At 51.8% G+C, this 15,135-nt stretch carries 12 protein-coding genes; 6 read left to right on the top strand and 6 right to left on the bottom strand.

Translation table 11 applies throughout. The features are described 5' to 3' along the window. Entirely contained in the window at positions 1–2,892 is a 2,892-nt protein-coding gene (gene gcvP, locus AWQ21_RS10525) for an aminomethyl-transferring glycine dehydrogenase (RefSeq protein WP_065714501.1), read from the bottom strand. Between the two features lie 222 nt (positions 2,893–3,114). On the opposite strand from gcvP, the gene AWQ21_RS10520 reads away from it, so the two are divergent. The 4 genes from AWQ21_RS10520 to purQ all read left to right on the top strand — a co-directional run bounded on the left by AWQ21_RS10520 (position 3,115) and on the right by purQ (position 6,389). After that, positions 3,115–4,254 carry a response regulator gene (locus AWQ21_RS10520; protein ID WP_198159636.1) on the top strand — a complete coding sequence of 380 codons (1,140 nt, stop codon included), beginning with the start codon at positions 3,115–3,117 and terminating at the stop codon, positions 4,252–4,254. 22 nt (positions 4,255–4,276) lie between these two features. Next, positions 4,277–5,296 carry a permease gene (locus AWQ21_RS10515; protein ID WP_065714499.1) on the top strand — a complete coding sequence of 340 codons (1,020 nt, stop codon included), beginning with the start codon at positions 4,277–4,279 and terminating at the stop codon, positions 5,294–5,296. A gap of 92 nt (positions 5,297–5,388) precedes the next feature. Next, positions 5,389–5,646, top strand: a complete 258-nt coding sequence (gene purS, locus AWQ21_RS10510) for a phosphoribosylformylglycinamidine synthase subunit PurS (RefSeq protein WP_065714498.1) — start codon at positions 5,389–5,391, stop codon at positions 5,644–5,646. Between the two features lie 50 nt (positions 5,647–5,696). Further along, the gene (gene purQ, locus AWQ21_RS10505) at positions 5,697–6,389 is read left to right on the top strand and encodes a phosphoribosylformylglycinamidine synthase subunit PurQ (protein ID WP_065714497.1); all 693 of its coding nucleotides are present in this window, start codon (positions 5,697–5,699) and stop codon (positions 6,387–6,389) included. Between the two features lie 84 nt (positions 6,390–6,473). Here the strand turns inward: purQ and AWQ21_RS10500 are convergent, their stop codons facing one another. Next, positions 6,474–7,124 carry a hypothetical protein gene (locus AWQ21_RS10500; protein ID WP_065714496.1) on the bottom strand — a complete coding sequence of 217 codons (651 nt, stop codon included), beginning with the start codon at positions 7,122–7,124 and terminating at the stop codon, positions 6,474–6,476. A 697-nt stretch (positions 7,125–7,821) separates the two neighbouring features. Here AWQ21_RS10500 and AWQ21_RS10495 point away from each other — a divergent pair. After that, positions 7,822–10,095 carry a ribonuclease R family protein gene (locus AWQ21_RS10495; RefSeq protein WP_065714495.1) on the top strand — a complete coding sequence of 758 codons (2,274 nt, stop codon included), beginning with the start codon at positions 7,822–7,824 and terminating at the stop codon, positions 10,093–10,095. A 75-nt stretch (positions 10,096–10,170) separates the two neighbouring features. Here the strand turns inward: AWQ21_RS10495 and AWQ21_RS10490 are convergent, their stop codons facing one another. The 4 genes from AWQ21_RS10490 to AWQ21_RS10475 are packed head-to-tail and all read right to left on the bottom strand — an operon-like array spanning position 10,171 to position 12,508. Further along, positions 10,171–10,860: a hypothetical protein gene (locus AWQ21_RS10490; protein WP_232314954.1), complete on the bottom strand. Its 690-nt coding sequence runs from the start codon at positions 10,858–10,860 to the stop codon at positions 10,171–10,173. A gap of 43 nt (positions 10,861–10,903) precedes the next feature. Next, positions 10,904–11,317 (bottom strand): DUF1824 family protein, encoded by a 414-nt coding sequence (locus AWQ21_RS10485; protein WP_065714493.1) that lies wholly within the window; start codon positions 11,315–11,317, stop codon positions 10,904–10,906. A 49-nt stretch (positions 11,318–11,366) separates the two neighbouring features. Then, positions 11,367–12,035 carry a hypothetical protein gene (locus AWQ21_RS10480; RefSeq protein ID WP_065714492.1) on the bottom strand — a complete coding sequence of 223 codons (669 nt, stop codon included), beginning with the start codon at positions 12,033–12,035 and terminating at the stop codon, positions 11,367–11,369. Between the two features lie 20 nt (positions 12,036–12,055). After that, entirely contained in the window at positions 12,056–12,508 is a 453-nt protein-coding gene (locus tag AWQ21_RS10475; RefSeq protein WP_065714491.1) for a M48 family metallopeptidase, read from the bottom strand. A 117-nt stretch (positions 12,509–12,625) separates the two neighbouring features. Between AWQ21_RS10475 and AWQ21_RS10470 the strand changes: the two genes are divergently transcribed. After that, positions 12,626–15,133 (top strand): O-antigen ligase family protein, encoded by a 2,508-nt coding sequence (locus tag AWQ21_RS10470; protein ID WP_065714490.1) that lies wholly within the window; start codon positions 12,626–12,628, stop codon positions 15,131–15,133. Positions 15,134–15,135 lie beyond the last annotated feature (2 nt).

Here is a 15,135-nt window from a genome sequence, read left to right as displayed (position 1 = left end):
CTAACTTTCTTGGTACGCCTCCATCCCCTCACAAGAGCAGACCAAATTTCTGTCCCCATAGGCATTATCAATTCGGCCCACCGTCGCCCAGAACTTATGCTGTTTCAGCCAAGGGGCAGGATACGCCGCCACCTCACGGGAATAGGGATGCGTCCACTCACCACAAATCACCGACTCTGCCGTATGGGGCGCATTTTTCACCGGATTATCTTCCTGAGAAATTTCTCCCCGTTCAATCTGGCGAATTTCCTCCCGAATCGCGATCATCGCTTCACAGAAGCGGTCTAACTCTTCTAAAGACTCACTTTCCGTCGGTTCGATCATCATCGTCCCCGCCACAGGCCAAGAGATCGTCGGCGCATGGAACCCATAATCCATCAGGCGTTTCGCCACATCCTCCACCGTAATCTCTGCTGATTTTCGCAGATCCCGCAGGTCGATAATGCATTCATGGGCAACACAGCCATTCGTCCCTTTAAATAACACTGGATAGTGATCATCCAAGCGTTTAGCGATGTAGTTGGCACTGAGAATCGCCGTTTGGGTTGCCTTCGTTAAACCCGCTGTCCCCATCATCGCGATGTACATCCAAGAGATCGGCAGAATGCTAGCACTGCCATAGGGCGCGGCGGAAATTAAACCGATATTCTCAGCATTGCCTTCTAAATTGGTTTTGGGTAAATAGGGAACGAGATGAGCCGCCACCCCAATCGGGCCAACACCAGGGCCACCGCCACCGTGGGGAATACAAAAGGTTTTATGTAAATTCAGATGACACACATCCGCACCGAAATCCCCCGGACGACAAATGCCCACCATCGCATTCATGTTTGCGCCGTCGAGATAGACCTGTCCGCCGTTGTCATGGACGATCTGACAAATATCTTTGATCCCCACCTCAAACACGCCGTGGGTGGAGGGATAGGTCACCATCAAAGCCGCGAGATTATCCTTGTATTTTTCGGCCTTCGCCTTGAGATCCTCTAGCTCGATATCCCCTTGGCTACTGCAACATTTAATCGGAATCACCTTAAAGCCGCACATCACCGCACTGGCGGGGTTAGTGCCGTGGGCTGATTCGGGAATCAGACAAATATTCCGGTGGCGATCGCCGTTTTTGATGTGGTATTGACGGATCACCTGTAACCCCGCATATTCCCCTTGGGAGCCGGCATTGGGCTGGAGGGAAACTCCGGCAAAACCCGTAATTTCAGCGAGCCAATGTTCTAACTGGTCGCACATCTGCTGGTAGCCCTTGGTTTGGCTGCGGGGCGCAAAGGGGTGCATTTTGCCAAAACTCGCCCAAGTGACCGGCATCATTTCCGCTGTGGCATTGAGTTTCATCGTGCAGGAACCCAACGGAATCATCGAAGTGGTCAGCGATAAATCTTTGCTCTGGAGGTGGTGGATGTAGCGCAGTAATTCGGTTTCGGAGCGGTAGCGATTGAAGACGGGATCCGTTAAAAAGTCGCTGGTACGGGCTAAATTTGCCGGAATGGGATGGATTTCTCGTTCTAGTTGCTCCCAAGTGAAGGGCAATTGTCCCGCGTGAAAACAGCCCCAAATGGTTTTGATGTCTTCCGGTGTGGTGGTTTCATCGAGACTAATCCCAATTTCACCGTCCTCAAAATAGCGGAAATTTAGATGCTGAGCTTCTGCTGTTTGTTGAATCTGCGCCGATTGTTCGGGGGAGGTAAAAATTTTCAAGGTGTCGAATACGGGGGCTTGGCCGATGCCATAACCGAGTTTCTCTAAGCCTTTAGCGAGAATTTGGGTGAGTTGGTTCACCTGAGTGGCGATCGCCTTTAGCCCTTCTGTGCCGTGGTAGACCCCATACATCGAAGCCATCACCGCGAGGAGTACCTGCGCCGTACAAATATTACTGGTCGCCTTGTCCCGCCGGATGTGCTGTTCACGGGTTTGCAATGCCAACCGTAACGCCGGTTGCCCGTGACTATCTTTAGAAACCCCGACGATGCGCCCCGGAATTTGCCGTTGATATTTTTCTTTCGTCGCAAAATAGGCGGCGTGGGGCCCACCATAACCGAGGGGAACCCCAAACCGTTGACTGGTTCCCACCGCAATGTCTGCGCCCATTTCCCCCGGTGGCGTAAGTAAACATAAACTCAATAAATCCGCTGCCACCGTGGCGATCGCCTGTTGCGCGTGGGCTTTTTGGATAAAGTCCCAATAGTCAAAAATGGCCCCGTCCGTCGCCGGATATTGCAGCAGTACCCCAAACACAGCCTCAGTAATTTCAAAGGTGCGGTGATCACCGACGATCACCTTAATATCCAAGGGAATCGCCCGCGTTTTGACCACCTCAATCGTTTGCGGGTGACAGAGTTCCGACACAAAAAACGTATTTGCCTGCTTCTTCTTACACAGCCCATAGCTCATCGCCATCGCTTCCGCCGCCGCCGTCCCCTCATCCAATAACGACGCATTGGCAATCTCCAGCCCCGTTAACTCGATCACCATCGTCTGGAAATTGAGCAACGCTTCCAATCTTCCTTGGGCAATCTCCGCCTGGTAGGGCGTGTAGGCCGTATACCAACCCGGATTTTCCAAAATGTTGCGCTGAATCACGGGGGGGGTTACACAGTCGTAATAGCCCATCCCAATGAAATTTTTGTAAACCTGATTTTGGTTGGCGATCGCCCCTAGGGTTTGTAGCGCTTCTTGCTCACTTTGGGCAGCGGGTAAATTTAGCTCCAAAGGCTGCCGAATCTTTGCTGGAACTGCCTGCTCGATCAACTCATCCACTGAGTCATACCCTAAAAATGCCAGCATTTTTGCCATTGCCCGATCACCAATACCAATGTGGCGGCGAGCAAACGAACGATCCTCAGAAACATTAGAAAGCGTCGGCAACTGTTGCAGATTAACCATGAAATCACCAAAAAAGCAGGCTTAAGCACTTATCATAATAGGGAAAAATTACCCCCCACGGGCTGCTGATGTGGTTCCCCAATCTAAGGTTTCCCATCACAACGTTCCCTAACCCTGGCATAAAGTAGCTCACCCAATGCCCCTAATGTTGCTCCAGGCGGGTCTGTGGGCCCTGTGCCGTGTTCTTTTCCCTCAACTCATCAGATGGAGATTCTACATTTTGTGGCGACCATTTTAGTCATTGAAGATGAACTCAGTGTTTTAAATATTTTGCGAGACATTTTAACCGTTGAAGGGTTTGACGTGATCTCGGCGACCAACGGTCAAATTGGCTTAGAAACGGCCTATGCACAGCTCCCCGATCTCATCATTTGCGACATAAATTTACCGCAACTAGACGGATACGGTGTCCTCAAAGCGCTCCATAGCAACCCAGCCACCACCACAATTCCATTTATTTTTCTGTCAGCCCGCGCTTCCCGTTCCGCCCAACGCCAAGGGATGGATCTGGGGGCCGATGACTACATTCCCAAGCCCTTTACCCGCCAGGAACTGCTCAATGCGATCCAGGGACGCCTCAATCGCCGCCAGGGTCTCGCCCAACATTCAGCACAACAGTTAGAACAACTGCGGCGCAATTTAACCATGGCCCTCCCCCATGAGTTGCGGACGCCCCTCCAAGGCATCATGACTGCGGCGGAATTGCTAGGGGAATGTTGGGAAACCCTAGACCGCCAAGAAATCCGCGAAATTAGTGAGAGCATCCGCATTTCAGCGGATCGTCTCCACAATTTGATCCAAAAGTTTTTGCTCTACACCAAGCTAGACTTGGCAACCCACGACCCCGATGATTTTCACCGTTGGTATAGCCCCATCACTGAAAAAAGTGACACGCTCATCGCTACTTTGGCCAGGCAAATTGCCAAACAATACCATCGCTCAGGGGATTTGAAACTGGAGCTATGTGCGGCTAAGGTTTCAGTCTCAGAGAAGTGGCTCGTTACCCTGGTGCGGGAGATTGTTGATAATGCGTTTAAATTTTCGGAACATATTTCCCAGGCGAAGGACACCATTTTGTTGAAAAGTCGGATCAATGGCAATTTGTGGCAGTTGGCGATCAAAGACCATGGTCGCGGCATGAGCCAGGAACAGATTCGGGCCTTAGGTGCTTATATGCAGTTTGACCGGCAACAGTATGAACAGCAGGGTTCGGGCCTGGGGTTGGCGATCGCCGAGCGGATCGCAAAAATCTATAATGGGACGGTGACGATTAAGAGTACTGTAGGGATAGGAACCACGGTGATTGTCACATTTCCGACTGCGACCTCGGAACAAATTTCGACAGAAAACCGCCTCAGTTAGTGCCCGCCGTTATTTTTTCTCCATGAGTCAATTACACAATGCCTTTACCCTGTTTGTCAGCCTGTTGGTGGAGGCGATGCCCTTTTTGTTGCTGGGGGTAATCCTCTCGAGTGTGCTGTTGGTGTGTGTTGATGAGCGCCAACTGATCCAGCGCTTACCGAAAAATCCAGTTTTAGGGGCCTTTATGGGCAGTTGCATTGGGTTTTTGTTTCCGGTGTGTGAATGTGGCAATGTGCCCGTGGCCCGTCGCTTTATGCTCCAGGGGATCCCCACTTCCGTGGCGGTGGGTTTTTTGTTGTCGGCCCCGACCCTCAATCCGGTGGTGATTTGGTCAACCTGGATCGCCTTTCGGGGTCAGCCGGAAATTGTGCTCTACCGGGTGCTGGGTTCTTTGGCGATCGCCACCATCGTCGGCACAGTGTTTAGTGTCGAATCAGACCCCAAAAAGCTGCTCCAACCGAAACTGGCCCAACGCTTAAAATTTGTCCAGCAGGTCAATGAAAACCAGGCCCAGGCGGCGAACACCAGCCCTCTGCTCCAGTCGGGGACATTTTTCCTCGGTGCCCAGCAGACAGTCCCCCTCGAAACAGTGGCGACCCAAATGCCAGCACCAGCGGCGACCCAAGACCGGAGTTTTAAAACCCTCTTTGGGGCCTTGGTCAACAACATTTCTGTGGAATTGCGGGAACTGGGGGCGGTGTTGATTTTCGGCAGTGCGATCGCCGCTTTAATTCAAGTCTTTGTGCCCAGGGAAGTGGTCTTGAGCCTCGGCCAAGGGACAATTACCTCCATCGTGGCGATGATGCTGTTGGCGGCGATTGTTTCCATTTGTTCGACGGTGGATTCTTTCTTTGCCCTATCTTTTGCCTCCACCTTCACGACGGGCTCTCTGCTCGCCTTTCTGATTTTCGGGCCGATGATCGATATCAAAGCGGTCGGCCTGATGCTCTCGATTTTTAAACCCCGCTTCATCCTGTATTTTTTCCTGTTAGCGGGTCAGCTTACCTTTCTCTTTGCCCTCGGCTATAGCTATTTTCTCTAGGGAGCCAGGGAATTTTCGGAGGGAGGCGCGTTTCAGTTTTCCAGAAGTCCACCGCAACGTACAATAAAAACCGTCTTCACAGTTTGAGTTCTATGCAGTACCACGCACAAGTTTATGTCACGCTCCGTCCCTCTGTTCTTGATCCGGCTGGTGCCGCTGTAGAATCAGGTCTCAGTCAATTGGGCCATGGGGGCGTTTCTGGGGTACGCATTGGGAAATACATTGAGTTAAATCTTGCTGCCGCCGACGAGGCAGAAGCTAAGGCCAAGGTGGATCAAATGTGCGATCAGCTCCTGACCAATCCCGTCATTGAAAATTATCGCTTCGACCTCACGCCCCTAAATAGCTAAATTTTCTAGCCCAATTCCCTTGCAGTAATTAATCAATTGGTAACGACACGATGAAATTTGGTGTAATTGTTTTTCCTGGCTCCAACTGTGACCGCGACATGGCGATGGTGACGGAAGGGATTTTTGGGCAGCCGACGCGGATGATCTGGCACAAGGAAACGGACATTGCGGATATCGATGTGATTGCGGTGCCAGGGGGCTTTAGCTATGGAGATTATCTCCGCTGTGGGGCGATCGCCCGATTTTCCCCGGTCATGCAGAGCGTCATTGACCATGCTAATCAAGGGAAATATGTGCTGGGGGTTTGTAATGGCTTCCAAGTTTTGACAGAAGTCGGCCTGCTGCCTGGGGCCTTGGTGCGAAACCGGGATCTGCATTTCATTTGCGATCGCCAATACCTGCGAGTTGAAAATAATACCCAGGTTTGGACGAGGGGTTATCGCCAAAACCAGGTGATCAATATCCCCATCGCTCACGGCGAAGGCCGCTACCATGCCGACCCCGACACCCTCAAGGCGATCGAAGACCAGGGGCAGGTTTTATTCCGTTATTGCGATACCCAGGGGAATGTGAATGAGGCCGCTAACCCCAACGGTTCTCTCAATAACATCGCTGGTATTACTAACCAAGCCGGAAATGTTTTAGGGATGATGCCCCACCCGGAACGGGCCGCCGATGGCAGTCTTGGTTTAGTCGACGGCAAAGGCTTATTTGAAGGGTTGTTAAACCTCGTTGCCGGATAGTTTTAGGATTGGACGACAGCAAAAAAACCGATCTAAACGACCATTGAGTTACTTAAAAGGCATCTAATCGCCCCGGCTCAAAATTTAAGAGGGCGTCGGTTGAGACTCTAGGTATTGCAAAAATTCCAGGAGCTCGTCGTCGGACAGAAGTTGGCGCGATCGCTTCCCATAGGTTTCGAGCAAATAGGTGCGTCCCTGCTCACTCGACCAGCCCAAACGCTTGAGTTCCACGTCACTGCGGGCAATAATCTCAGAAAAATCCAACGCGTCTGTCGAGGTGCCTGCTGATTCAAAGTCGAGGGTTGCGTCTGGTGTCGCTTGAGTCTGCTCTAGGGGGATTTGAGGCGTCTGGTCTACAACTTTAGCCGGAGATGGCAAGGACAAATCATTTTGATGACTCGGTGTCGGGGCTGGGGGGGTCGGGGCTGTAACTGTTGGTGGGGCGATCGCCGGGGCGGGTTTTGCCGGGACTGTCGGAGCCGGAGCTTGAGGCGGCAGAGTTGGTTTCGTAGGGGCTGGGGCTGGAATTGCCCCAGATCCGAGAAGATTTAAAGCCCGGATTCTCGCTTGATCTTCTGCCTGTTCCACGGAAGGGGCCGCCGCCAAACCACTGGCGAGTTTTTTGCCTTCCAATTCCACCACAACCCGCACAATAAACTGACCATGTTCAATGGCTGCCAGTTCACTAATTAAGCCCCCGTAGGGATAACGCTGCCGAAAAATCTCTGGTGTCATGGAACGCAATGGGAAAAGTTTGACTCAATTTATTAGTTGAGTGCAATTGTACCCTTATTCTTCCTAATTCAGGGCAATGTGATGGTGAATTCCCCAGAAGCCATGGAGAGAATTCCCTTGACAGGGTACAATATCGAAAAAGCATTGTGACTAGATAGTCAACACGTACGTCTAGTGGCTAGGTCATTTAGATTTTGCCATTGTCCCGGCCACGATTGTATCGGACGATCCTCCTTTAATCACATTGCTTGTTTTCCCGTTGGGTTTGCTTAGCCACAGGCAGTCCCTGCTCTTTTCCTGAAACACGTCTTTTTGGGTCAGTTTCAGAACCAAGTCCCCGCCATAGCCGTTTCCTAAACGTAATGACCTCTAGAAGGGTTGGCGCGGGAGCTCCCCTGTTCGATGTTTGCTCAAGTTTTTCGACTGTGTACTTGCGAACTTGTCATTTCCTGAGGTGTTATCGGCCTCGCCCCCATAAGGCTTTGTTTTCTTCGTAAAACAGGCCATCCTTTCGGAAAGGACATTGTTTTGATCAGTCAACCTTGGGGTTCCTGGGGAATTTGTGGCGTTTCCCATCAGAAATACAGGTCTGTTGACTGTCTCGGTTTAATGATAGCGATAAACAGCAGGCTGATACTGCTTTTCTGATGGACTGTTGTCGTTTCACTTTACTTTCTAACGAAAAGGATAGTTTTGCATGGATTTTTCAATCGCCACACTGCTGTCTTTCTTTACAGATGACAAATTGGTTGCCGGTAAATTCCTCGAAAAGAAATTAGAGTGTCGCTCTGAGGAAGATACAGAACAGCTCCAGATTATTCTTGATGCCCTAGAGCGCTCGAATATTTTGGTAAAGGAACGGGGCAAATATCGCCGGGTACCGGAAGCGGATGTGGTCGAGGCAAAGCTACGGTGTTCGAGTAAGGGTTTTTGTTTTGCGATCCAGGATTCTGAGGACGCTGATGATATTTACATTCGTGAAAGTTATCTCAGCAATGCTTGGAACGGCGATCGCGTTTTGGTCAAGATTATTAAAGAAGGAACGCGGCGGCGATCGCCAGAAGGGGTGGTGCGTTTAATTTTAGAACGGGCTAATCCTTCCCTCCTAGCGCGAGTCGTGCAAAAAGAAGAAGGTTTCCGGGCAGTGCCCCTCGATGATCGCCTCTTGTTTGAGCTTGAACTCCAGGACGAAGCGGACCGGCTCCAGCAGGCCATTGATCACCTCGTCCATGTCTCCGTGGTGCAATATCCCATTGCCCAGTACCTCCCCCAGGGGTCTGTCACGAAAGTGTTGGGAAGTGATGCCGAGGCCGCCGCAGATACAGATATTGTCTGTTGTAAGCATGATTTACTGCGCCAATTTCCCGAGGAAGTCTTGGCCGCCGTTAAGGACATTCCTACAAAACTAACCAAAAAAATGCTCGCCAAGCGGCGGGATTTTCGCGACCAATTGACCCTCACCATCGAGGATGAAATTCACCTCACCCCAGGGAACCAAGCCTTTATTGAAAATGCATTTACGCTCCAAAAAACCGAAGCTGGACAGTGGCAACTGGGAATCCACCTGGCGGATGTGGCAGAATTTGTTCCGGCCCAGGGGGTTCTGGATCGGTGGGCGAAAAAACATGGCACGGCGGTGTTTCTCTGTCAAATGACCATTCCGCTATTTCCACCAGAATTTAAAGAGAAAGTAGAACTGCGTCCTGGGGCAGATCGTCTCACGATGTCCATTCTCCTCACCTTTGATGACCAGGGGAACGTGGCAGAATTTGAAATTACCCCCAGTGTGATCCGCGTTGATCACAGCCTGAGCTACCAAAAAATCCAACATCTCCTCAGCAGTGGGGAAACCGCAGAGGCTGAGTTGGCCGATGCCGCAACTCTGTTGAATGATTTAATTTTTAACCTCAGTCCTTTGGTCAAAGCCCAACGCTTGCAACGGGGCGGCTTCCAGATTTCCTTACCCGAAGTGACTTCTGCCTTTAAGGATGAAGGGCGCTTTGGGACGATGATTGTCTCACCAAGCTTGCCGGTGCGGTCTCTCTTGGCAGAGGTGATGATCCTGGCGGGTCGAGCAGTGGCCCAACACATGCTGGCCCTAGAACTGCCGGCCATCTATTGCTACCAAGCGAATCCTGATTTTGAGAGCCTCGAAAATCTGATTAAATTGGGCAACAATCTAAACCTCAAGCTCAAGCTCGAATCGGAGGAAGAACTTTTACCCCACGATTATCAGCACTTTATTCAGGAGTTTAGCCAGACGGACATGACAAAGATCCTGAACTATCTGCTTCAGGAAACCCTGGATGTTCCCCGCTATGGCGCTCACCCCCACCCCCACTTTGGCTTGGCCTACCGGGACGGTTATACCCGTGTCTGTGCGCCGGGGCAACGCTATGGTGACTTGGTGATGCAGCGAATTCTAAAACTTATTTTCTCTGAGGGCCGCGATCGCCGATCCAGTCGCGTGAAAGTCGGGGTCAACCTCGGCAGTAGTACTTGCCACAATCAAGTCAATTGGAAGGTATTGCCAACGCCGATCCAAACGGAACTGGAAGAAACCATTGCCAGCTTGATTTTGCAACTCAACGATCAAGAAAAAGTGGCCGATGACGCCGAAAAGGATCTCCAGGGACTCCAAAAGGCTGAAAAAATGAAGGCCCATACGGGACATACCTTTAAGGGGTTGATCACCGGAGTGCAGTCCTATGGTTTCTTTGTGGAAATTGAGGATCTCCTCGTGGAAGGCCTCGTCCATGTCAGTTCCCTCAAGGATGACTGGTACGAATATCGCGCTCGCCACAGTTGCTTGGTGGGTCGGAAAAACCGCACCGCCTATCGCCTCGGCAATACCGTCGATGTGGAAGTGAAGAGTGTCGATTATTATCGGCAACAAATTGATCTGGCGATCGCCAAAAATACCAACTCAGACCCAGATGATCCGGCTTCGGAAAATTGGGAAGAAGAATAGCCACAAGCGGATTGCTTAACTAATACGCTTTAACACCAGAGGGAAGTAGTCAACCTTCCCTCTTTTTTTATGCTATTAGGGCATCCACTCCAGGAAAAAACCCACCTTACTTTCTTTCGCGGCACTCGAATTATGCTTTTGAATTTCTGTCGCTGCCCGCCAGTGGGATGTGAAGGCATAGCCTGCCCCTAGGGTTGTGATCCCCATTTCCTCTGGGGTGGCCAGATTAACAAACTGTTGACTCAGGCTAATGGTCGAGGCCCCGGACCGAGACAGATTAAGCTGCACCTTAGCACCCACCTCTAGGCCTTCCCGTTGGTAATCTTGACCCGAAAAGGATTGATAGCCGAGACTAGGGGCAATATTAAGGCGGCTACCGAGGGGGAGTAAGTAATAGTTAGCCCGGGCGGCCACCTGGGTGCGATCGCCACTAAAAAGGGTGTGACCTTCGGCGCTGAGGGTCAGGGGGAAATCGGGCCGCACAAAAATATCTTCGACGCCGACACTGATGCCCCCCTGGTGATCGTTGCTGGGAAATTGGGCGTAGCCAAGCCGCCAGCGGGTTTGAAAACTTGGTTCGTGGCGAATACTGTGGAGCACATCGGGGATGCCTTCTTGACTCCACCGTTGGAGCACAGGGCTATTGTCGAAGGTTTCTGGGGGTAAATCGATTTGCTCTGGGGTAAGGGTTTGGGTTAGACCCATAGGGGCACAGGCGATCGCCAAACCACTGCCCAACACAACGTTGAATAATCCGTTTCTCAAGGTTAACGCTCCCCAGCACCACAAATATTTTTCCTATCCTAGACTATCCCGCAAACAGATCAAGGGGGAAATGGCCATAGGTGCCGGCCAACTCCGGTTCAGGGGATTGCAGCGCCACCAAAACGCCCCGGTACTGCCCCACATAGTCATCGAGGTAATGGCTCATTTTTTGGGTATTAAATTTTAAATACACCGGGCGATCGCCCCATTCATCTGGATCAATGGCGATCGCCGCATCATAGCCCAAACCCCGGAGATACTGTTGCACCGTTGCAGTCGCCACAGCAACGTTATCCGCACAGATGCCGATATTTTCCCAGTCCGCCGCCTGACAAGCCAAGCGCAGCTTTTGCCGGAGTGTTTCCCGTTCGGCTTCTGATTCTTGGACAGGGGTGGTCACACAACTTTTTTGCTGCAAAAAGGCGATCGCCGCCGTCAACTCTGGGGAAATACTCATCGGTTATGTCACAAAATAGGCTCGATTTAGCCTATCAGAATCCCTGGGGCTAGATCCATTCCTCATCCTCGTCGGGATCTACCCTAGGGGAGGCTTCCTCTTCGGAAGTATAGGGGGGCGTCAAAATTCGATAGTCGGCGTCATAGACAGTACCTGTGTCATCCTGGGCATTGGTAGACTTTGCAGGCGGTTTGGGCGTCGGTGGCTTTGGCATTGCCGCCTCTGGGCCGGGACTAGGACGGGGACGCTGGGGTTTGGGTTGGGGGCGAATTTGTGGTTCCCCTTCACCCGTTTGGGGGGGCTGGGGACGGGTCGGCTGTTTGGGGGGTGATTCGATGTCCCAGGTTTCTTCGTCCTGGGTTTCTAGTTCCTTGTCGGTCCAATCATAATTAGCGCGGCTCCGTTCCCAATCTGAACGACCGGTGCGGCGATCGGGCTGGCGGGGAGGGCGTTGTTTCAGGCGTTCGAGGCGAGGATTTGGGCGATTGCCTCGGCTATTGGAACTCGGATTTGTCCCTTTTAAAAAAAGCTGCAAGAGCAAACTCAGAAGCAACCCAAGCAAGACCGCTGCGATAAACCAAATGCTGAGGGGCAACTGCCAAGGAATCGTGCGGTTAAATAAAACGAGACCCAGCGCCTGACTATTTTGCAGTAGCAGAACCGCCCCTCCCCCCAGGAAGAGTAGCAATAGAAATAACAGTGGCGACCTAGACTCCATAAACAATCAAGGGCGATCGCCTAGGGCGTTTCCGGCTCTTCGGTGGGAGATTGGGCCGGAGTTGCTGTGCCTGTACGTTCCAAAGCCTGATCTACCTGGGCTAACAGATCCTTAAGCACCTGTTCGTCTGGATATAATTTCACCAGCCGTTGTAAGTGGGGACGCGCCCCTTCTAAATCTCCTAAGGCTAAACGAGCCTGCACCAAACCTTGTAGCGCATTTGTGTTGTCTGGCTCCCGTTCCAAAACCGCCAAAAACCCAGCTTCCTGTTGTTTCAATTGGGCTTCTTGATCTGCCTGGGGATTCCGAGCGACTTCATTTGTCGGTTGTCTGACGCTGTCAATGATGCCTCCGATCACTGGCACCATCGCAGTTCCCGCAAAGGAGCCGGCACCAATAAACAGGATCACTTTTGTCCAAAATTTCTGTTTTTTTTGTTTGCCTGTGGCGGCTTGATCAGAAAAAAGAGGCATGGGTTGAGGGGGTGACTTAAAAATCCTATCTATTTTAGCCCATGGCCATGGGAGTTCTAGAAAATGGGATTTAATGGGAAAGGCTGCCATTTCCCAACATTTTTTAACCCTTGATCTATGTCTGCTTCTAAGTCTCCAGCCCCTTTATTGGCCTACTTCACCGCTTTTTTTTACATCCTTTTTAGCCTCATCCCCGATAGTCATAGCATGATGGTGGCCTGGTCTTGGGTGTTTGTGTGGCAGGTGGGTCTGTTCTGTCCTTTGTTGTGGTTTTTGGTGCAACTGTGGGACAACCGCCGTCTCTATTTGTTGGGCAACGGGTTTGATCTGGGTTTAATCGCAATTGTCGTCAGCTTGGGGGTTTCTACCCTGGGAACCGAGTTTCCCCAGCAAGCCCGCTGGCAAGCCTGGGCCTGTTTCGGGTTCATCGCAGCGCTTTATCCCATTAGCCGTTGGCTCAATAGTGTGACTGGTCGTTATCAGTTGTTTTTGGGACAAGGATATTTAAGTTTGGCCTTTGTTGCCTTTAGTTTGGCGCTGTGGCTCAGTCGGACATTTTTGCCAGAAATTGAACGGCTCCGAGATTTGGGTGTTGATGGGGCAGTGCAACAGTTCGATTTTTCGCTGCTGGAACTGCGCAATTGGGCTCCCTTGGGTCACCAAAATTATGTGGCCGGTTATTTAATTCTGTGTTTACCGACTCTCCTGGGCTTGGCGATCTTACATCGGGATTGGCGGCGCTGGCTTTGGCTGACGGGGGTGGTGATTGGTGCGGTAGATCTGTATACCACAAGCTCTCGGGGAGGTTGGCTCGGATTGGCGATCGCCTCAGTGGTGGCCTTTGGCTTTGCCTGGGGGTTTAGTCAGATTCGCAAGTTTTATTTGGTGCTGGCGGGGGTTATTTCCACGGGGGTTTTGGGGATTTTTGTGCTGACCAATAACCGCCTCTACAATCTCGTGGTGCCGATTTTGCAGGGGGAATTTGGGGAATTAAATTACCGTTGGGTCAATGCCCAGGTGGGTGGGGCCATGGGTCTCGACCATTGGTGGACGGGGGCCGGTTTAGGGAATGCGTTCCTGTTGTATCAAAACTACCGCCCGATCACGGCAGGTCGCCTCTCGGAAATTATCTACCAACTCCACAGCACGCCGGTACAACTCTGGGCCGAAATGGGCATCTGGGGCTTGGGCCTGTTCTTTGGCTCCATTATTTTTTTAGGGGTAATCCTTTGGCGACTGCGGGGCGATGTTAAAGCGATGGTGCGAGAAGACCGCATTTTGTTGGGCAGTATCTACACCGGGCTAATCGGCTATTGGGCCTTGAGTTGGACGGATTACCAACTAGATAACGTGGCCATTAGTGGCATCATTACAATTCTGGTGGCGTTACTGGCGGCGATCGCCCGTCAAGATCACCCCCAAAGGTCTCTCCCGTCCCAGCCAAATCCAGAAAAATTTTTAGGCAAGCCCCGGCTCGTCGCCCTCGGTCTAGTGGGGGTCTACGGTGCCGTTGCCATCTGGTTAGCGCCAATCCAAGCCGCCTGGGAGCGATCCAGTACGGGATTTTTAGCGTTGCGCCAGGAAACTCCTGATTACGATCGGTTTGTCGAAAATTTGACTGCAGCCCATGATCTCGCCCCCTGGGAGCCTTACTACAGCTATCAACTAGGCTGGAACCTAGGCGAATTGGCCCTCCAAACCGCAGATTTAGAACAACGGCAACGCTATCTCCAGGAAGCGATCCAATGGTTTGACCGGGGCAACCAGGCTTCCCCCTACCGGGAATTTGGCCGCAGCAACGTCGCCTGGCTCCACATCGCGAACAATGAACCCGATTTAGCGACGGCGGAATTTTACGAATCGGCCCAGCTTGTGCCCGCGAAACGAGGTGTTTTCTATGGGTTGGGTTTAAGTCTGCTGGCCGAGGAAAAAACGGATCTCGCAGTTGAGGCGATCGCTTTAGAAATTCTGCGGGACCCCCAATTTATCACCAGTCCCATTTGGCGGGCCGGGGGCTTAGGGGAGCTTTATCCGGCGGTGGTGGCGCGGGTGATGGGTCACTACGAACAGCTACTTGAGCAATACCCCGACGATCCGTTGTTACATCGCTGTCGGGGCGGCATTGCTTGGTGGATTGGGGATTTTGCCCTCGCAGAAACAGAATTTCGGCAGTATTTCGACCCCACAGTCCTCGGTTTACTCCCCGATCGAGATGCTCTCAGTCAGGAAACGGCGATCGCCCAACTGCAAGCCACCTGGGAAAACCCAGAAAAACGCTTAGAACTTTTAGAAGAAGCCTGGGCAGAGGTTTCGCCCCAACAGCCCCTCAGCGATCAACAGCGGCAAGAGTTTTTAACCACCATGGCCAATAGCCCAGATTTTGCCACTTGGATTCGCGTTAATGCTCCAGCCCTCCAGTATCGTCGCCAGCGCAGTGGATTTAATGTGAATAGTCGTCACATTGATGGAGACAACCCCACGGATTTTTGGACAGTGAGCGAAAATCTTGCGATTACTACTTGGTTCGGCGAATTTTTCCCCGCCGTCGTCTATGAGCCTCGCTTTGACTTGCAATTGCAGCCCCTACGGGAAAGCCTCTATGCAGCCCTTGAGACGGACAATTAACC

The sequence above is a fragment of the Picosynechococcus sp. PCC 7003 genome, from assembly GCF_001693255.1.
GTDB lineage: Bacteria > Cyanobacteriota > Cyanobacteriia > Cyanobacteriales > MRBY01 > MRBY01.
The sequence above is the reverse complement of the archived record's forward strand: the minus strand, read 5'-3'. Positions and strand labels throughout refer to the sequence as shown.

Coding starts and splice junctions, on each gene's coding strand:
- gcvP (WP_065714501.1), bottom strand. CDS start 2,892: ATGGTTAATCTGCAACAGTTGCCGACGCTTTCTAATGTTTCTGAGGAT.
- AWQ21_RS10515 (WP_065714499.1), top strand. CDS start 4,277: ATGAGTCAATTACACAATGCCTTTACCCTGTTTGTCAGCCTGTTGGTG.
- purS (WP_065714498.1), top strand. CDS start 5,389: ATGCAGTACCACGCACAAGTTTATGTCACGCTCCGTCCCTCTGTTCTT.
- purQ (WP_065714497.1), top strand. CDS start 5,697: ATGAAATTTGGTGTAATTGTTTTTCCTGGCTCCAACTGTGACCGCGAC.
- AWQ21_RS10500 (WP_065714496.1), bottom strand. CDS start 7,124: ATGACACCAGAGATTTTTCGGCAGCGTTATCCCTACGGGGGCTTAATT.
- AWQ21_RS10495 (WP_065714495.1), top strand. CDS start 7,822: ATGGATTTTTCAATCGCCACACTGCTGTCTTTCTTTACAGATGACAAA.
- AWQ21_RS10485 (WP_065714493.1), bottom strand. CDS start 11,317: ATGAGTATTTCCCCAGAGTTGACGGCGGCGATCGCCTTTTTGCAGCAA.
- AWQ21_RS10480 (WP_065714492.1), bottom strand. CDS start 12,035: ATGGAGTCTAGGTCGCCACTGTTATTTCTATTGCTACTCTTCCTGGGG.
- AWQ21_RS10475 (WP_065714491.1), bottom strand. CDS start 12,508: ATGCCTCTTTTTTCTGATCAAGCCGCCACAGGCAAACAAAAAAAACAG.
- AWQ21_RS10470 (WP_065714490.1), top strand. CDS start 12,626: ATGTCTGCTTCTAAGTCTCCAGCCCCTTTATTGGCCTACTTCACCGCT.